The sequence below is a fragment of the Mesorhizobium sp. B3-1-9 genome (assembly GCF_006439595.1).
Taxonomy (GTDB): domain Bacteria; phylum Pseudomonadota; class Alphaproteobacteria; order Rhizobiales; family Rhizobiaceae; genus Mesorhizobium.
In genome coordinates this window covers 266882-283646 of the sequence record NZ_VFTJ01000001.1, presented here as the reverse complement: position 1 = coordinate 283646, position 16765 = coordinate 266882, and the positions used below count along the sequence as shown (strand labels likewise).

The following is a 16765-nucleotide window of genomic DNA, read 5'->3' as shown; positions in this document are numbered from 1 at the left end:
CCCGGCGCAACCAAGCGCGTCACAGCAGGCCGCCGCCAGTCTTCCCCTGCTTTTCGCGGCGCCGGCATTAAACCGGGCTGCCACTTCTGCTAGCGTTGCCACATGAACATGCACATGCCCACAGATACCGACGGCCAGGAGACGACGACGCCTGCGCCCGCCACGAGCGGCGTCACGCCGATGATGGAGCAATTCATCGAGATCAAGGCGGCGAACCCGGATTCGCTGCTGTTCTACCGCATGGGCGATTTCTACGAGCTGTTCTTCGACGACGCGGAGAAGGCGAGCCAGGCCCTGGGCATCGTTTTGACCAAGCGCGGCAAGCACCAGGGCCACGACATCCCGATGTGCGGCGTGCCGGTGCATGCGGCGGACGACTATCTGCAGAAGCTGATCGCGCAAGGTTTTCGCGTTGCCGTCTGCGAGCAGATCGAGGACCCCGCCGAAGCCAAGAAACGCGGCTCCAAATCGGTGGTGCGCCGCGACGTGGTGCGGCTGGTCACGCCCGGCACCATCACCGAGGACAAGCTGCTGGCACCCTCGGAATCGAGCTTCCTGATGGCGCTCGGCCGCGTCAAGGGGGGCGGCGCGGCCAGTCAGGCGAGTTTCGCACTGGCCTGGATCGACATTTCGACCGGCGCCTTCCGCGTCGCCGAGACGAGCGCCGAGCGACTGCTTGCCGACATCTTTCGCGTCGACCCGCGCGAGCTGATCGTCGCCGAGCCGGTTTTCCACGATCCGGAGCTCAGGCCGGTGTTCGACGTGCTGGGCCGGGTCGCCAGCCCGCAACCGCCTTCGCTGTTCGATTCGGCTTCGGCCACAAGCCGCATCGCGCGCTTCTTCGAGGTCGCGACGCCAGACAGTTTCGGCACGTTTTCGCGCGCCGAGCTGTCGGCGATCTCGGGCGCCATAGCCTATGTCGAAAAAACGCAGAAGGCGGAGCGGCCGCCGCTGTCGCGACCCGAGCGCGAGGAGCAGGGCTCGACGCTGTTCATCGATCCGGCGACGCGCGCCAATCTGGAATTGCTGCGCACGCTGTCGGGCAGCCGCGACGGCTCGCTGTTCAAGGCGATCGACCGCACCGTGACCGGCGGCGGCGCGCGATTGCTGGCCGACCGGCTGATGGCGCCGCTGACCGATCCGGCGACGATCGCGGCGCGACTGGATTCGGTCTCCTTTTTCCGCTCCGAGACGCGGCTTTGCGAGGGTTTGCGGGCGAGCCTGAAAAGCGTCGCCGACATGCCGCGAGCGCTCTCCCGCCTGGCGCTCAACCGCGGCGGCCCGCGCGATCTTGGCGCGCTGCGCGCTGGCTTCGAGGCAGCCGGCGCGATCGCCGAATTGTTTGCGGCGGCCGCCCTGCCCGCCGAGCTCACCGCCGCGCTTGCTGCGATCCACGCCTTGCCCGAGGCGCTCGCCCGTCACCTCAGCGAAGCGCTCGACGACGAGCTGCCGCTGATCAAGCGTGACGGCGGCTTCGTGCGGTCGAGCTACAATGCCGAGCTCGACGAGATGCGGGCGTTGCGCGACGAATCGCGAAAAGTGATCGCCGGGTTGGAGCGGTCGCTGATCGAGGAGACCGGCATCCGCTCGCTGAAGATCCGGCACAACAATGTGCTCGGCTACTACATCGAGGTCACCGCCAACCATCACGCGATCATGACCGGCAGCGACGCCGCCAAGGCGCGCTTCATCCATCGTCAGACCATGGCCAACGCCATGCGCTTCACCACGACCGAACTGGCGGAGCTGGAATCGAAGATCGCCAATGCCGCCGACAAGGCGCTGAGCATCGAGCTCGCGACATTCGACCGGCTGACGGCCGAGGTGGTGAGCGAGGCTGACAAGATCCGCGCCGGCGCCGAGGCGCTGGCCGTGCTCGACGTGTCGGCGGCGCTGGCGCTGCTCTCCGAAAGCGAAGACTGGTGCAGGCCCACGGTCGATGCCAGCCTCGCCTTCGACATTGCCGGCGGGCGACATCCGGTGGTCGAACAGGCGCTCAGGCGCTCGGGCGACGGGCCATTCGTCGCCAATGATTGCGACCTCTCGCCCGACGGCGGCGCCAAGGCCGGCGCGATCTGGCTGCTTACCGGCCCCAATATGGGCGGCAAATCGACGTTCCTAAGGCAAAATGCGCTGATCGCCATCCTCGCCCAGACCGGCTCCTTCGTGCCGGCGCAAAGCGCCCATATCGGCGTCGTCGACCGGCTATTCTCGCGCGTCGGCGCCTCGGACGATCTGGCGCGGGGACGTTCGACCTTCATGGTCGAAATGGTCGAGACGGCGGCGATCCTCAACCAGGCGGGCGAGCGGGCGCTGGTCATCCTCGACGAGATCGGCCGCGGCACCGCGACCTTCGACGGACTGTCGATCGCCTGGGCGGCGGTGGAATATCTGCATGAGAAGAACCGCTGCCGGGCGATCTTCGCCACGCATTTCCACGAGATGACCGCGCTGGCCGGCAAATTGCCCCGGCTTCACAACGTCACCATGCGGGTCAAGGAATGGGAAGGCGATGTCGTCTTTCTGCACGAGGTCGGCAAGGGCGCGGCCGACCGTTCCTACGGCGTGCAGGTGGCACGGCTGGCCGGCCTGCCGGAAGCGGTCGTCGCCCGCGCCAAGGAAGTGCTGCACCAACTCGAAGAGGGCGAAGTCTCGGGCAAGACAAATCGGCTCGTCGACGACCTGCCGCTGTTTTCTGTGGCGGTGAAGCGCGAAGCCCCGAAACCGGCGAAAAGCGATGCGCTCGACGACGCGCTCGGCGCCATCAATCCCGACGAGATGACGCCGCGCGAGGCGCTGGAGGCGCTCTACCGGCTGAAGGGGCTGGCGACAAAGCGATAGCACCTGTCCCGCTCGTCACTCTGGCCATTGACTCATTGTACCGATCGGTACAATGTCGATTATCGACGATCGAAACCGACAGGAGATCTCATGAGCCGTCCGCCATTGCCGCCATTCACGGCCGAGACAGCGGCGCAAAAGGCGCGCCTTGCCGAGGATGCCTGGAACAGCCGCGATCCTGAGCGGGTCTCGCTCGCCTACACCGAGGACAGCATCTGGCGGAACCGAGCCGAGTTCGTCTCCGGCCGCGGCGAAATCGTCGATTTCCTCAAGCGCAAATGGTCGCGCGAGCTGGACTATCGCCTGATCAAGGAGGTCTGGACCTGGAACGAAAACCGCATCGCGGTGCGCTTCGCCTATGAATGGCGCGACGACAGCGGGCATTGGTTCCGCTCCTACGGCAACGAGAATTGGGAGTTCGACGAAGCCGGGCTGATGCGCCGGCGCGTGGCGAGCATCAACGACCTGCCGATCACCGAAAGCGAGCGGAAGTATCATTGGCCGCTCGGCCGCCGGCCGGACGACCATCCCGGCCTTTCGGAACTCGGGCTCTAGAGCATGATGCCGAAAAGTGTGAAGCGGTTTTCGGGCGACATCATGCTCTATCTCTTTGATGTAGAGCCGGATGATTTCAGGTCGATTCGACCTGAAATCATCCGGCACTAGGGGGCGAATGGATGCGGCGCATCGCGCCAGACCGCGATCGGCTGCTGGGGGTCGTTGCGGAAGTTTTCCGCGAGCATGGTTATGAAGGCGCCAGCCTGTCCTTGATCGGCGAGGCGACGGGGCTCGGCAAGGGAAGCCTCTACCACTTCTTCCCCGGCGGCAAGGAGGAGATGGCGAGGGCTGTCATTGCCCATATCGACGGCTGGTTCGAGGACAATGTCTTCGCGCCGTTGCGCGACAGCGCCGATCCGCTGACCGGGGTCGAACGGATGCTCGCGGCGACGGACAGCTATTTCCGCTCGGGGCGCCGCGTTTGCCTGATCGGCGCCTTCGCGCTGGATGAATCGCGCGACCTGTTCGCCGACCAGATAAGAGACTATTTCGGCCGATGGGTCATGCATCTCGCCGATGCGCTGGCGCGATCCGGGCACCGACCGGGCGAGGCCAGCGAGTTGGCCGAGGAAGCCGTCGCCGCCATCCAGGGCGCGCTCACGCTGGCCCGCGCCGCCAATGACCTCGATGTGTTTTCAAGGGCATTGCGGCGACTGCGCACGCGGCTTGGGATTCCGGCCAAGACCTAGCGTTCCTACAGCGGTTCGAAGCGGAAGCCTGTCTCGGTTCGGGAAACCCGGCCGACGCCCGGTGAATCGAGATGCGCTCCCGCCACGCACCAGGCGTTGTCGGCGGCAAGGGCTAAAATGCGCAGCCGGGTTGCCCGCGCCTGTTCCTGGTCGGCGTCGAATTCCCATGCGACCTCCGGCCGATCGAACTGAAGCGACGGCACATGCACAAGGTCGCCCCAGACCAACACTGTTTCGCCGCTGCTGGTGACGCGAAAGCAGGTATGGCCGATTTCGTGGCCCGGCGCGGCGACCGCCTCGATATTCGCGCCCAGGCGTTGCCCCGGATCCAGAGGCTGCGCTCGATCATGGAAGCGGCTCAACCTCGCTTCCGATCGGAACATGTCGAGTTCAGGCCGGGGGACGAGCAAGCGGGAGAGCTGCGGAAAGCCGTCCCGACCATCCGGAAGGACGAGACCTTGGATATGATCGAGATGGGTGTGGGTGAAGGCAACCGTGCGTATCCGATCGACGGCGATCTTCGCTTCGCCCAGCGCCTGCGGCAGCAAGCCCATCGTCGGGTGCCAGGCGTTCGAGGATCCCGTATCGATCAGCGCGACTTCGTGGCCGTCGTCGATGGCAAAGGCGTTGACCGACAATCTGAGCGCGCCGTCGAAGAGCGGTACCTGCGACGGAAGACCGTCGCCAAAAGGCTTGTCTCCCGGCTGGCGCAGTCGCCGGACGGGCATGTCGACATACCGTCGCGCAGCGAGGTGACGGTCAAGTCGCCGATTTTATAGGTCGTGTGATGAGGTCCGGCTGAAGTTCGTTCCAACGCTTGCTCTCTTTCAACCGCGCATTCCGAAGTGGCGGCTAGATCATTTCCAGCCCACGCTTACGCGTCGGCGGAGGGAAGGCGCGGTCGAGATCGGCGAAATCCTGCGGCGTCAGCTTGATGTCAAGCGCGGCGGCGTTCTGGCGCACGTGCTCCTGGCGACCGGCCTTCGGGATGGCGATGACGCCGTCCTGCATCATCACCCAGGCAAGCGCGATCTGCGCGGCGGTGGCGTTGTGGCGGGCAGCGACGATTTCCAGCCGGGTATTGCGAGCCAGCGCGCCCTGCTCGACCGGCGAATAGGCCATCAGCGGGATGCCGCGTTCCGCGCACCACGGGGCGAGGTCGAATTCGGGGCCGCGCCGCGACAGATTGTAGAGCACCTGATTGGTCTGGACGTCGCCGCCATGGTCAAAGCCGACCAGTTCCTCCATCTCGTCGGTGTCGAAATTGCTGACGCCCCAGTGGCGGATCTTGCCTTCCGTTTTCAGCGCCTCGAACGCCTCCACGGTTTCCGAAAGCGGCACGCTGCCCGGCCAATGCAGCAGATAGAGATCGATGCGGTCGGTGGCGAGCCGCTTCAGGCTGTTCTCGCAGGCGCGCTTCACGCCGGCGCGCGAGGCGTTGGAGGGCAGCACCTTGGAGACCAGGAAGGTCTCGTCGCGGCGCCCGACGATGGCCTCAGCCACCACTTCCTCGGCGCCGCCGCTGGCATACATCTCCGCCGTGTCGATCAGCGTGATACCGAGATCGAGCCCCATCTTCAACGCCGCCACCTCATCGGCGCGGCGCCGTCGATCCTCGCCCATTTTCCATGTGCCTTGGCCGAGCACCGGAACGGCTTCGCCGGACGGCAGCTTCAGGGTTCTGATCGACGAGCGGTTGATTGACGGGGGCATGGCTTTCTCCGCGTGAAGCCGGATCGCAGCACAGCCGTGGCCGGAAATCCAGACCGAAGGCTCGTGGCCGCCTGGATACCTGGCTGCCCGGATTTCCCGCAGCGGCTACTTCGCCGGATGCTTGGCGAGCCAGTCCTGCATCTCCTTGATCTCGGCTTCCTGCGCCGTGACGACGCCTTCGGCGAGCTTGCGGATTTCCGGATCCTTGCCGTTGGCGATCACGACCTTGGCCATGTCGATGGCGCCCTGATGATGCGGGATCATGCCGCGGACGAAATCGACATCGGCATTGCCGGTGTATTTGATCATCATGTCCTTGTGCATCTTCTTCATCGCGGCCTCGTAGCCGACGGTGGCCGGGCTCTGGGCACCCATCGCCATCTTGGACATGTCATGCTTCATCTCTTCCGACGAAGCCGGCACGCTTTCGAGGAAGACGGCAAGCAGCATTCCTGCGGCCATCAGCAGCAGCACGATTTTCTTGGCCAAGGTCATTCAGGTCTCCTTCTGTTGGATAGCGTATCTGGGGGCTTTGCTCACAGTTTCAATGTTCTCAGCCGCAAGGCATTGGCGATGACCGACACCGACGACAGGCTCATGGCCGCCGCCGCGAGCATCGGCGACAGCAGCATGCCGGTGAGCGGGTAAAGGACGCCGGCCGCCACCGGCACGCCAAGCACGTTGTAGAGGAAGGCGAAAAACAGGTTCTGGCGGATATTGCCGATCGTCGCCTGAGCCAGCGTACGTGCCCTCACAATGCCGTTGAGGTCGCCCTTGATCAGCGTGATGCCGGCGCTTTCGACCGCGACATCGGCGCCGGTGCCCATGGCGATGCCGACATCGGCGCTGGCCAGCGCCGGCGCGTCGTTGACGCCGTCGCCGGCCATGGCGACGGCGGCACCCTTGGCACGCAATTCCTCGACCAGCGCGCCCTTCTCGTCCGGCAGCAGCCCGGCGCGGACCTCGTCGATGCCGAGCCTGCCGGCGATCGCTTTTGCCGTGCGCTCATTGTCGCCAGTGGCCATGATGATGCGCAGGCCCTTGTCATGCAGGGCCTTGATCGCTTCGGCTGTCGTTGCCTTAACGGGGTCGGCGACAGCGACGATGCCGGCGAACCTGCCGGCGACGGTCACGAACATGGCCGTCTTGCCTTCGGCCTGCATCGCTTCGGCATTGGCCGCCGGCGTTTCGACGCCGAGATCCGCCATCATTGCCGCATTGCCGAGCGCGACCTTCCTGCCCGAAACCGTGCCCGAAACGCCCTTGCCGGTGATGGCTTCGAAATCGACCGCGTCGGCCAGCTTCAGACCGCGCGCGGCGGCGCCCTCGACGATCGCCTCGGCCAGCGGATGCTCGGAGCCCTTTTCGAGCGCTGCGGCGAGGCCCAGCAGCTCGTTCTCGTCGATGCCGTCGGCCGCAACGACATCGGTAAGCCGCGGCTTGCCCTCGGTCAGCGTGCCGGTCTTATCGACGATCAGCGTATCGACCGAGGCAAAACGCTCCAACGCCGCCGCTTCCTTGATCAGCACGCCGGCATGCGCGCCGCGCCCGGTCGCGGTCATGATCGACATCGGTGTCGCAAGGCCGAGCGCGCAGGGACAGGCGATGATCAGCACCGACACCGCCGAGACAATGGCGAAGATCAAGCTCGGTTCGGGACCGAGGATCGCCCAAGCGATGAAGGCAAGGGTCGCCACCAGCACGACAGCCGGGACGAAATAGAAGGACGCGCGGTCGGCGAGACCCTGGATCGGCGCGCGCGAGCGCTGCGCCTTGGCGACCAGCTCGACGATGCGCGACAGCGTGGTCTCGGCGCCGACTTTTTCGGCGCGCATGACCAGCGAACCGTTCTTGTTCAGCGTGCCGCCGGTGAGCGCGTCGCCTTCCGTTTTTTCGACCGGTAGCGGTTCGCCCGTAATCATGGATTCGTCGATGGCCGAGCGTCCCTCCAGCACCGTGCCGTCGACCGGCACGGCGTCGCCGGGGCGGATGCGCAGCTTGTCTCCGGCCTTGACGCTGTCGAGCGGCACGTCCGTCTCGGAGCCGTCGGCGCCGATCAGCCGCGCGGTCTTCGGCGCGAGGTCGAGCAGCGCGCGAATGGCCGAGCCGGTGCGCTCGCGGGCCCTGAGTTCCAGCACCTGCCCCAAAAACACCAGCGCGACAATCACGGCGGCGGCCTCGAAATAGACCGGCACGGCGCCGTCATGGCCGCGGAACTGATGCGGGAAGACATCCGGGAACAGCGTAGCGACCAGGCTGAAGAGATAGGCAGCACCGACGCCCAGCGAAATCAGCGTCCACATATTGGGGCTGCGGTTCAGGATCGACTCCCAGCCGCGATGGAAGAACGGAAACGCCGCCCACAACACCACCGGGCTCGCCAGCGCCAGCTCGACCCAGATCTTGGCGCGGCCGTCGACGAGGTTTTCGAAGCTGAAGCCCAGCATCGGCGCCATGGCGATGGTCAGGAGGGGCACGGAGAGCGCCGCGCTGACCCAGAACCGGCGGGTGAAGTCGACGAGCTCGGGATTCGGGCCTTCCTCGCCGGTCGGCACGCCCATCGGCTCCAGCGCCATGCCGCAGATCGGGCAGGAGCCGGGCTTGTCGCGGACGATCTCGGGATGCATCGGGCAGGTGTACTGCGTGCCCTTCGGCATCGGCTGAGGCTCGGGCCGGCCGGCGAGGTATTTTGCCGGCTCGGCTTCGAACTTGCCCTTGTAGCCGGCGGAGCAGAAATAGAAGCCCTGCCCTTCGTGGCGGACGAAGTGCTTCGCGCTCGCGCGGTCGACATTCATGCCGCAGACGGGGTCGGTGGCGGAAAGATATGCTTCCGGCTCGGCCTGGAATTTCGTGCGGCAGCGTTCGCTGCAGAAATGAAACGTCCGGCCGCCATGCACGGCCGTCGGCTTGCCGGCCGCCGGATCGACCGTCATGCCGCAGACAGGATCGCGAACCACCGCTTCGGCGCCGGGCGCGGCATCCTTCGCGGAGCAGCAGCCGCCGCGATGCGCATGATGATGGTGATGGTCGGAATGGGTCATGGCCAGGCCTCTGAATCTCGAACTTGAGGCGGAGGTAGTGCTTCCAGTAACCGGAAGGTCAAGGGCCGGTTTGGATTTTTGCGGCTTTGGTCTTGCAGCCGCGTATCCTGGCTATTGCTCACCGCTGAAAACGCGGCGGCCGGCCCCATACACAGCGCCGCGAAAACAGGCTATAGACGCCGCCGAATGGCAAAGATCTCCCTCAAACTCGACGAAATCATCGATGGCGACGCCTTGCGCCGCGACTTGACCGCGTTGACGGCGGCGAGCGCCGGCGACGGTTCAGGACCGGCTGTTCGCACGACCGTCCTCCAGTTGCTCAAGGCCAGGATGGCGGAAGGGCGAAAGATCGCCGAAGCCATGCTCAAGCAGGATGGCGGCGGCAATGCCTGCGCCGAGCGGCTCTCGCATCTGATGGATGAGCTGATCCGGGCGCTCTATGATTTTGCCGCCACCCATGTCTACCGGGTCAAGAACCGGTCCGCGGCCGAGCGCATGGCGGTCGTTGCCGTCGGCGGCTACGGCCGCGGCACGCTGGCGCCGGGCTCCGACATAGACCTGCTTTTCCTGCTGCCCTACAAGCAGACCCCATGGGGCGAGCAGATCGTCGAATACATGCTCTACATGCTGTGGGACATGGGGCTGAAGGTCGGCCACGCCACCCGCAACATCGACGAGTGCCTCAGGCTCTCGCGCAGCGACATCACCATCCGCACCTCGATCCTCGAGGCGCGCTTTCTGTGGGGCGAACAGAAACTTTATGAAGAACTGCTCACCCGCTTCGACCACGAAGTGGTGCGCACCACCGGGCCGGAATATGTGCAGGCCAAGCTCGCCGAGCGCGACGAGCGCCACGCCAAGGCCGGCGAAAGCCGCTACCTTGTCGAACCCAATGTCAAGGACGGCAAGGGCGGCCTGCGCGACCTGCAGACGCTGTTTTGGATCGGCAAATATTTCTATCGCGTGCGCACCGGCGAGGAGCTGGTCGAGAAGGGCGTCTTCACCGAGGCCGAATATCGCGAATTCCAGAAGGCCGAGGATTTCTTGTGGGCGGTGCGCTGCCACATGCATTTCCTCACCGGCAAGGCGGAGGAGCGGCTGCATTTCGACATCCAGCGCGAGATTGCCGAGCGTCTGGGCTATACGACGCATCCCGGCCTGTCGGCGGTCGAGCGCTTCATGAAGCACTATTTCCTCGTCGCCAAGGATGTCGGTGACCTCACTCGCATCTTCTGCGCGGCGCTCGAGGAAGAGCAGGCCAAGCACGTGCCGGGCTTCAACCGCATCTTCCTCACCTTCTCGCGGCGCAAGCGCAAGCTTGCCGGCACCTCCGACTTCATCGTCGACAACCACCGCATCAACATCGCCGACGACAGCGTGTTCGAGCGCGATCCGGTCAACCTGCTCAGGCTGTTCTGGTTCGCCGACAAGCACGGGCTGGAGTTCCACCCCGACGCGCTGAAGCTGCTCACCCGCTCGCTCGGGCTCGTCAACAAGTCGCTCCGGCGCGACGAGGAAGCCAACCGGCTGTTCCTCGACATCCTAACCTCGGACCGCAATGCCGAGCTCAATCTCAGGCGCATGAATGAGGCCGGGCTGCTCGGCAGGCTGATCCCGGACTTCGGCAAGATCGTCGCCATGATGCAGTTCTCGATGTACCACCACTACACCGTGGACGAGCATCTGATCCGCTGCATCGGCGTGCTGGCCGAGATCGAGCGCGGCGACGGCGCGAAGGTGCATCCGCTGTCGCATACGCTGATGCCGGGACTGAAGAAGAGCCGCGAGGCGCTCTATGTCGCCGTGCTTTTGCACGACATCGCCAAGGGCCGGCCGGAGGACCATTCGGAAGCCGGGGCCAGGATCGCGCGGCGCATTTGTCCGCATATGGGATTGTCGGCGGCCGACACCGAGACCGTCGCCTGGCTGGTAGAGAACCATCTCGTGATGTCGATGACGGCGCAGACGCGCGACCTCAACGACCGCAAGACGATCGAGGATTTCGCCTCCATCGTACAGTCGGTCGAGCGGCTGAAGCTGCTTTTGATCCTCACCGTCTGCGACATCAGGGGCGTCGGGCCGGGCGTGTGGAATGGCTGGAAAGGCCAGCTGCTGCGCACACTCTATTTCGAGACGGAGCTGCTTTTGACCGGCGGCTTTTCCGAGGTATCGCGCGCCGAGCGCACGACGGCGGCGCGCGAGCGGCTGGCCGAGGCGCTGGCGGCATGGCCGGCGAAAGAGCGCAAACGCTACGTCGCCCTGCACTACGAGAACTATCTGCTAACCGTGGATCTGCCCGACCAGTTGCGACACGCCGAGTTCGTCCGCGAGGCGGATGCGGCAGGCAAGAAGCTCGCCACCATGGTCAAGACGCATGAGTTCGAAGCGGTGACCGAGATCACCGTGCTGGCGCCGGACCATCCGCGCCTGCTTTCGATCATCGCCGGGGCATGTGCCGCGGCCGGCGGCAACATCGTCGACGCGCAGATCTTCACCACCTCGGACGGGCGGGCGCTGGACTCGATCCTGATCTCGAGGGAATTCGACCTCGACGAGGACGAGCGCCGGCGCGCCGAGCGGGTCGGCCGGCTGATCGAGGACGTGCTGTCCGGCAAGAGCTGGCTGCCCGAGATGATCGAGAAGCGCACCAAGCCGAAGCGCGGCGCCAAGGCTTTCAGGATTCCGCCCCGCGCCGAGATCCGAAACACGCTGTCGAACCGCTTTTCGGTGGTCGAGGTCGAGGGGCTGGACCGGCCGGGCCTGCTGTCCGAGATCACCGGGACGCTGTCGGACCTGTCGCTCGACATCGCCTCGGCGCATATCACCACCTTCGGCGAGAAGGTCATCGACACGTTTTACGTCACCGACCTGACCGGACTGAAGATCGACAGCCCGACGCGCACCGCCACCATCCACAAGCGGCTGATCGATACGCTCGAAGGCAATTCGTCCGAACGCAACGGCAAGGCCAAGGCAGCGGCCGAGTGACCATCCATTTGACGCAATTTTTCTGGCAGTCGTCCCCAGCATGAGCCTTGTCAAGAAATTCGCCACCGTCGCTTCCGGCACGCTGATGAGCCGGGCGCTGGGTTTCGGCCGTGAGATGCTGATGGCGGCGGCACTCGGCACCGGGCCGGTCGCCGACGCCTTCAACGCCGCCTTCCAGTTCCCCAACACCTTCCGCCGGCTGTTTGCCGAGGGCGCCTTCAACGCCGCTTTCGTGCCGCTGTTCGCCAAGGAGATCGAGCAGCATGGCACCGAAGGCGCCAAGCGCTTTTCGGAGGAAGTGTTCGGTGTGCTGTTTTCGGCGCTTTTGGCACTGACAATCGCGATGGAACTGGCGATGCCGCTGATCGTGCGCTACCTGGTGGCGCCGGGCTTTGCCAACATTCCAGGCAAGTTCGAGACGACCGTCCGGCTTGCGACGATCATGTTCCCGTACCTGATCTGCATGTCGCTCGGCGCCATGATGGCCGGCATGCTGAACTCGCTGCGCCGCTATTTCGCGGCGGCCATCGCGCCCGCCTTCCTCAACATCATCCTGATCGGCGTGCTCGCCTATGCCTGGTATCACGGGCTGGACGCGCATGATGTCGGTTTCGGCTTGTCCTGGGGCGTGCTGGCTGCGGGCATCGTGCAGCTTGCCATCGTCTGGATAGCGGTGCGCAATGCCGGCATCTCGATCGGCTTCCGCTGGCCGAAGATGACGCCCAACGTCAAGAGGTTGCTGATCCTGGCGCTGCCGGCGGCGATCACCGGCGGCATCACCCAGATCAACCAGCTGATCGGCACGGCGATCGCCTCGGCGCAGAACAGCGCGGTGTCGTCGCTTGCCTATGCCGATCGCATCTACCAGCTCCCGCTCGGCGTCGTCGGCGTGGCCGTCGCCATCGTGCTGCTGCCGGAACTGTCGCGGGCGCTGAAATCGGGCAATCTGATCGAGGCCGCCAATCTGCAGAACCGCTCGGTCGAGTTCACCTTGTTCATGACCTTGCCGGCGGCAGCCGCGCTCTGGGTGATGTCGGAACCGATCGTGCGGCTGGTCTATGAGCGCGGCGCCTTCGCCGCCAACCACTCGACGCCGATCGTCGCCTCGATCCTGGCGATCTTCGGCCTCGGCCTGCCCGCCTTCGTTTTGATCAAGGCGTTCACGCCCGGCTATTTCGCACGCGAGGACACCCGGACGCCGATGATTTTTGCCGCGATCTCGGTCGGCGTGAATGTCGCCACGGCGCTGAGCCTGTTCCCGTCGATGGGCGCACCGGGCATCGCTGTGGCCTCGGCCGTCGCCGGCTGGGTCAACGCGCTGATGCTGCTCGGCATGCTGATCAGGCGCGGCCATTGGGGCCGCGACGTGCCGCTCTTGAGACGCATTCCCCGGCTGGTGCTCTCCGCCGTAATCATGGCCGTGGCGCTTTACTTCGCGGAGCGCCACTTTGCCACACAGATTGGACCTGGCTCGCCGCTCGTGGTGAAGGCGACGACGGTGCTTGGCCTTGTCGCCGGGGGCGCCGCGCTCTACTTCATCGCCGCCTTCGGCACCGGCGGCGCCGATTTCGGCATGGTCCGGCGCAATGTGAAACGTCGTTCACCCAAGGCGCCACCACCCGTCAGGGAACAGTCTCCAGATCCGTGAGCCGGAATTCATTGGCCGTGGAAAGCATCGGAACGGCGTAGTATCGCGCGCAAGCGTAGTGGAAGCAGTCCGCCATGTTTAGGCGGACAGCATTGTTGCGAAACCGCGAAGCGGCCTCGATGGATAGGGATGTTGCCTCGGCCGCAGGCGGAAGCTCGCGCAAGGCAATGGCCCGCTCTTCTAGAAAGCGAGCTACAATCTCCGCGCTTCTTGCGACCGGAATCGCCAGCTTTTCTGGTCGCGCGAGCGCCATCGCGGCCTCCCAAACGGCTATCGCCGACGTGAACGGTGCCGATGCCTCCATGACGGCCTGCGCGCATCGCTCGGCTTCCGTCTCGTTGCTCAGGATCGCGACGATGGCTGCTGCGTCGACAAACATCAGTCGTCGCCGGAAAGTTCATCATAAACGGACTGCGGCAACGGTTTGCGCGCTTGTTCGCTAAGCTTGATTCCAAACTCGGCTCGCAGTCGCGCCGCCGTTTCCAGTGGCGTCTCGCGATTGCGCCGCCGCTCCAGGGCCTCGCGCATGGCAATCACGATTGCCTCGGTGATGCCTACCCCTTCAGCTTTGGCGAAAGCGCGCGTCAGCCTGTCGGCTTCCTTGTTGTTGATGTTGATAGTCATCGCTACATTCCTTTATGTAGCTAGAAAGATGTAGCTTATGCGTGGCGATGTCAACGTACCGATGAGCCATGCCAGCTCGGTCCGCGCCTCTTGATCGCGCGGCCGGCTTCGTCCATAAGCGCGCCGTCGCAAGACTTTCGCCGCGCGCGGTTTCCAGCCGTGTGATTGGCTCCAAAACGTCTGCAACTTTTTGGAATCATGCTTATACGGCCCTCCACAAGCCATGAGGAATTCATGTCCGCCTTCAAGCCACTCGTCTTTTCGGGCGTCCAGCCGACCGGCAACCTGCATCTCGGCAACTATCTCGGCGCCATCAAGAAATTCGTCGCTCTCCAGGAACAGTCCGACTGCATCTACTGCGTCGTCGACCTGCATTCGCTGACGGCGCAGCTGGTGCATCAGGACCTGGGCGACCAGACGCGGTCGATCACCGCGGCGTTCCTGGCCTCCGGCATCGACCCGAAGAAGCACATCGTCTTCAACCAGTCGCGGGTCATGCAGCACGCCGAGCTCGCCTGGATCTTCAACTGCGTGGCGCGCATCGGCTGGATGTACCGGATGACGCAGTTCAAGGACAAGGCCGGCAAGGACCGCGAGAACGCCTCGCTCGGCCTGCTCGCCTATCCGAGCCTGATGGCTGCCGACATCCTGCTCTATCGCGCCACCCATGTGCCGGTTGGCGAGGACCAGAAGCAGCATCTGGAGCTTACCCGCGACATCGCGCAGAAATTCAACAACGACTTCTCCGAGAAGATCGCCGCGCTCGGCGTCGGCGTCGAAATGCAGGTCGGCGAAGAGACGGTGAACGGTTACTTCCCGATCACCGAGCCGGTGATCGGTGGTCCGGCGGCGCGCATCATGAGCCTGCGCGACGGCTCGAAGAAGATGTCGAAGTCGGATCCGTCGGATCTCTCGCGCATCAATTTGACCGACGATGCCGACACCATCTCGAAGAAGATCCGCAAGGCCAAGACCGACCCGGAGGCCTTGCCGAGCGAGATCGAGGGGCTGGAAAGCCGGCCCGAGGCCGAAAACCTCGTCGGCATCTATGCCGGTCTCGCCGAGATCTCGAAGGAAGACGTGCTGAAGGAATATGGCGGTCAGCAATTCTCCGTGTTCAAGCCGGCTCTGGCCGACCTTGCCGTGGAGAAGCTGGCGCCGATCGCTTCCGAGATGCGCCGCATCGAGGGCGACCGCGCCTATGTCGACACCGTGCTCAAGGACGGCGGCGACCGCGCCCGCGCCATCGCCGAGGGCACGATGAAGACGGTGCGTGACATTATCGGCCTGTTGCAGGACTGACCGACGAGTTGGTCCCATAGGACCATTGCCGCGCCAGCCGGCGGCTTGCCGCCGGTCGGCCGCAGTGGCAGATTGCGGCCGAACCATACCGAGCAGATAGACATGGTCTCCAAACGCCTCAGCCGCGAAGCCGGCCATCGCAGGAAATTCCTGACGATCATCGACGATACGCCGGAATGCGAGCGCGCAGTCGCCTATGCCTCGAAGCGGGCGCAAAGCACCAGCGGCGTGCTGGTGCTGCTCTATGTCATTGTGCCGGACGATTTTCAGCATTGGCTGGGGGTCGAGAAGATCATGCGCGAGGAAGCGAATGCGACGGCGCGCGCGGCGCTCGACGGCTATGCGAACAAGGTGCGCCAGAAGCTCGGCATCGAACCGGAGCTGGTCGTGCGCGAGGGCAAGCCCACGGAAGAAATCCACAAGCTGATCGAGGAAGACCAGGACATCGCCATCCTGGTGCTGGCAGCCGGCGCCGGCAAGGAAGGCCCTGGACCGCTGGTCAGCGCGGTTGCCGGCCGGGGAGCGGCCTTCCCCATTCCAGTCACGGTGGTGCCGCAGAATCTGTCCGACGAGGAGATCGACAGCTTAGCTTAAGCCACCTCAATCCCCGGCCTCCGCCGACCTGATCACTGCAACCATTTCAAAAGCCGTGACGGACCCGGCAAAAACATTCCGCCAGCCGGTCGTTCGGGCGACGCGTTTCGCTTGAATGTCCAGCCGATAGAGCCTATTTAGAATTATTCCAAACTATCGGCCCGGGAAGGGCCTGGAGATACCCATGTTCATCCAGACCGAATCGACGCCGAACCCGGCGACGCTGAAATTCCTGCCGGGCAAGGAAGTGCTGGGCGAAGGCACAGCCGATTTCCGCAACGCCGAAGCCGCGGCGGAGGCCTCGCCGCTGGCCGGCCGTCTGTTCGAGATCCCGGGCGTCACCGGCGTCTTCTTCGGCTATGATTTCATCACCGTGACCAAGGACGGTCCGGACTGGCAGCACCTGAAGCCGGCGATCCTCGGCGCCATCATGGAGCATTTCATGTCCGGTGCGCCGGTCATGGCCACGACCGCTCCGGCGAGCCAAGCCGGCGAGACCGGCGAGTTCTACGACAAGGCCGACGAAGAGCTGGTGCTGACCATCAAGGAACTGCTCGACACGCGCGTGCGCCCGGCCGTTGCCCAGGACGGCGGCGACATCACCTTCCGCGGCTTCGAGAACGGCACCGTGTTCCTGCACATGAAGGGCGCCTGCGCCGGCTGCCCGTCGTCGACGGCAACGCTGAAGCACGGCATCCAGAACCTGCTTCGCCACTTTGTTCCGGAAGTCCAGCAGGTCGAGCAGGTCGCCTGAGAATCCAATTCGC

Annotated in this window: 14 protein-coding genes; 8 read left to right on the top strand and 6 right to left on the bottom strand. The window is 64.7% G+C overall.

Annotation, left to right across the window (positions count from 1 at the left end; genetic code table 11):
* Positions 1-114: 114 nt before the first annotated feature.
* The 3 genes from mutS to FJW07_RS01290 all read left to right on the top strand — a co-directional run bounded on the left by mutS (position 115) and on the right by FJW07_RS01290 (position 4088).
* Positions 115-2841, top strand: a complete 2727-nt coding sequence (mutS, locus tag FJW07_RS01300; RefSeq protein WP_246680624.1) for a DNA mismatch repair protein MutS — start codon at positions 115-117, stop codon at positions 2839-2841.
* Between the two features lie 90 nt (positions 2842-2931).
* A complete protein-coding gene (locus tag FJW07_RS01295; RefSeq protein ID WP_140702512.1) occupies positions 2932-3396 on the top strand; it encodes a nuclear transport factor 2 family protein in 465 nt (154 codons plus the stop codon).
* Positions 3397-3518: 122 nt separating this feature from the next.
* Complete coding sequence (locus FJW07_RS01290) at positions 3519-4088, top strand: TetR/AcrR family transcriptional regulator (protein ID WP_140853938.1); 570 nt, start codon at positions 3519-3521, stop codon at positions 4086-4088.
* 5 nt (positions 4089-4093) lie between these two features.
* On the opposite strand, the gene FJW07_RS01285 is transcribed toward FJW07_RS01290, so the two are convergent.
* The 4 genes from FJW07_RS01285 to FJW07_RS01270 form a co-directional block, all read right to left on the bottom strand.
* Entirely contained in the window at positions 4094-4726 is a 633-nt protein-coding gene (locus tag FJW07_RS01285; RefSeq protein WP_246680623.1) for an MBL fold metallo-hydrolase, read from the bottom strand.
* Positions 4727-4940: 214 nt separating this feature from the next.
* A complete protein-coding gene (locus FJW07_RS01280) occupies positions 4941-5801 on the bottom strand; it encodes an aldo/keto reductase (protein ID WP_140702510.1) in 861 nt (286 codons plus the stop codon).
* A 105-nt stretch (positions 5802-5906) separates the two neighbouring features.
* Positions 5907-6296, bottom strand: a complete 390-nt coding sequence (locus tag FJW07_RS01275; protein WP_140650320.1) for a DUF305 domain-containing protein — start codon at positions 6294-6296, stop codon at positions 5907-5909.
* A gap of 41 nt (positions 6297-6337) precedes the next feature.
* The gene (locus FJW07_RS01270) at positions 6338-8842 is read right to left on the bottom strand and encodes a heavy metal translocating P-type ATPase (RefSeq protein ID WP_140853936.1); all 2505 of its coding nucleotides are present in this window, start codon (positions 8840-8842) and stop codon (positions 6338-6340) included.
* A 186-nt stretch (positions 8843-9028) separates the two neighbouring features.
* Here FJW07_RS01270 and FJW07_RS01265 point away from each other — a divergent pair, with 186 nt between their 5' ends.
* Positions 9029-11830: a [protein-PII] uridylyltransferase gene (locus FJW07_RS01265; RefSeq protein ID WP_140853934.1), complete on the top strand. Its 2802-nt coding sequence runs from the start codon at positions 9029-9031 to the stop codon at positions 11828-11830.
* A 40-nt stretch (positions 11831-11870) separates the two neighbouring features.
* Positions 11871-13478, top strand: coding sequence for a murein biosynthesis integral membrane protein MurJ (gene murJ / locus FJW07_RS01260; protein ID WP_140853932.1), 1608 nt, complete (start codon positions 11871-11873; stop codon positions 13476-13478).
* Here murJ and FJW07_RS01255 read toward each other — a convergent pair.
* Together FJW07_RS01255 and FJW07_RS01250 are read right to left on the bottom strand one after the other, a co-directional pair.
* Positions 13453-13857 (bottom strand): type II toxin-antitoxin system VapC family toxin, encoded by a 405-nt coding sequence (locus FJW07_RS01255; RefSeq protein WP_140853930.1) that lies wholly within the window; start codon positions 13855-13857, stop codon positions 13453-13455. The genes murJ and FJW07_RS01255 overlap by 26 nt on opposite strands.
* Entirely contained in the window at positions 13857-14102 is a 246-nt protein-coding gene (locus FJW07_RS01250; protein WP_095766111.1) for a type II toxin-antitoxin system VapB family antitoxin, read from the bottom strand. The genes FJW07_RS01255 and FJW07_RS01250 overlap by 1 nt, the downstream gene beginning before the upstream one ends.
* 234 nt (positions 14103-14336) lie before the next feature.
* Here FJW07_RS01250 and trpS point away from each other — a divergent pair, with 234 nt between their 5' ends.
* From trpS to FJW07_RS01235, 3 genes are all read left to right on the top strand, one after another.
* Positions 14337-15404 (top strand): tryptophan--tRNA ligase, encoded by a 1068-nt coding sequence (gene trpS / locus FJW07_RS01245; RefSeq protein ID WP_140853928.1) that lies wholly within the window; start codon positions 14337-14339, stop codon positions 15402-15404.
* Between the two features lie 102 nt (positions 15405-15506).
* Entirely contained in the window at positions 15507-15998 is a 492-nt protein-coding gene (locus FJW07_RS01240; RefSeq protein ID WP_140647347.1) for a universal stress protein, read from the top strand.
* A 184-nt stretch (positions 15999-16182) separates the two neighbouring features.
* Positions 16183-16752, top strand: a complete 570-nt coding sequence (locus tag FJW07_RS01235) for a NifU family protein (protein WP_140650336.1) — start codon at positions 16183-16185, stop codon at positions 16750-16752.
* Positions 16753-16765: the final 13 nt, after the last annotated feature.

Coding starts and splice junctions, on each gene's coding strand:
- FJW07_RS01265 (WP_140853934.1), top strand. CDS start 9,029: ATGGCAAAGATCTCCCTCAAACTCGACGAAATCATCGATGGCGACGCC.
- FJW07_RS01270 (WP_140853936.1), bottom strand. CDS start 8,842: ATGACCCATTCCGACCATCACCATCATCATGCGCATCGCGGCGGCTGC.
- mutS (WP_246680624.1), top strand. CDS start 115: ATGCCCACAGATACCGACGGCCAGGAGACGACGACGCCTGCGCCCGCC.
- FJW07_RS01255 (WP_140853930.1), bottom strand. CDS start 13,857: ATGTTTGTCGACGCAGCAGCCATCGTCGCGATCCTGAGCAACGAGACG.
- FJW07_RS01290 (WP_140853938.1), top strand. CDS start 3,519: ATGCGGCGCATCGCGCCAGACCGCGATCGGCTGCTGGGGGTCGTTGCG.
- trpS (WP_140853928.1), top strand. CDS start 14,337: ATGTCCGCCTTCAAGCCACTCGTCTTTTCGGGCGTCCAGCCGACCGGC.
- murJ (WP_140853932.1), top strand. CDS start 11,871: ATGAGCCTTGTCAAGAAATTCGCCACCGTCGCTTCCGGCACGCTGATG.
- FJW07_RS01235 (WP_140650336.1), top strand. CDS start 16,183: ATGTTCATCCAGACCGAATCGACGCCGAACCCGGCGACGCTGAAATTC.
- FJW07_RS01275 (WP_140650320.1), bottom strand. CDS start 6,296: ATGACCTTGGCCAAGAAAATCGTGCTGCTGCTGATGGCCGCAGGAATG.
- FJW07_RS01280 (WP_140702510.1), bottom strand. CDS start 5,801: ATGCCCCCGTCAATCAACCGCTCGTCGATCAGAACCCTGAAGCTGCCG.
- FJW07_RS01295 (WP_140702512.1), top strand. CDS start 2,932: ATGAGCCGTCCGCCATTGCCGCCATTCACGGCCGAGACAGCGGCGCAA.
- FJW07_RS01250 (WP_095766111.1), bottom strand. CDS start 14,102: ATGACTATCAACATCAACAACAAGGAAGCCGACAGGCTGACGCGCGCT.
- FJW07_RS01240 (WP_140647347.1), top strand. CDS start 15,507: ATGGTCTCCAAACGCCTCAGCCGCGAAGCCGGCCATCGCAGGAAATTC.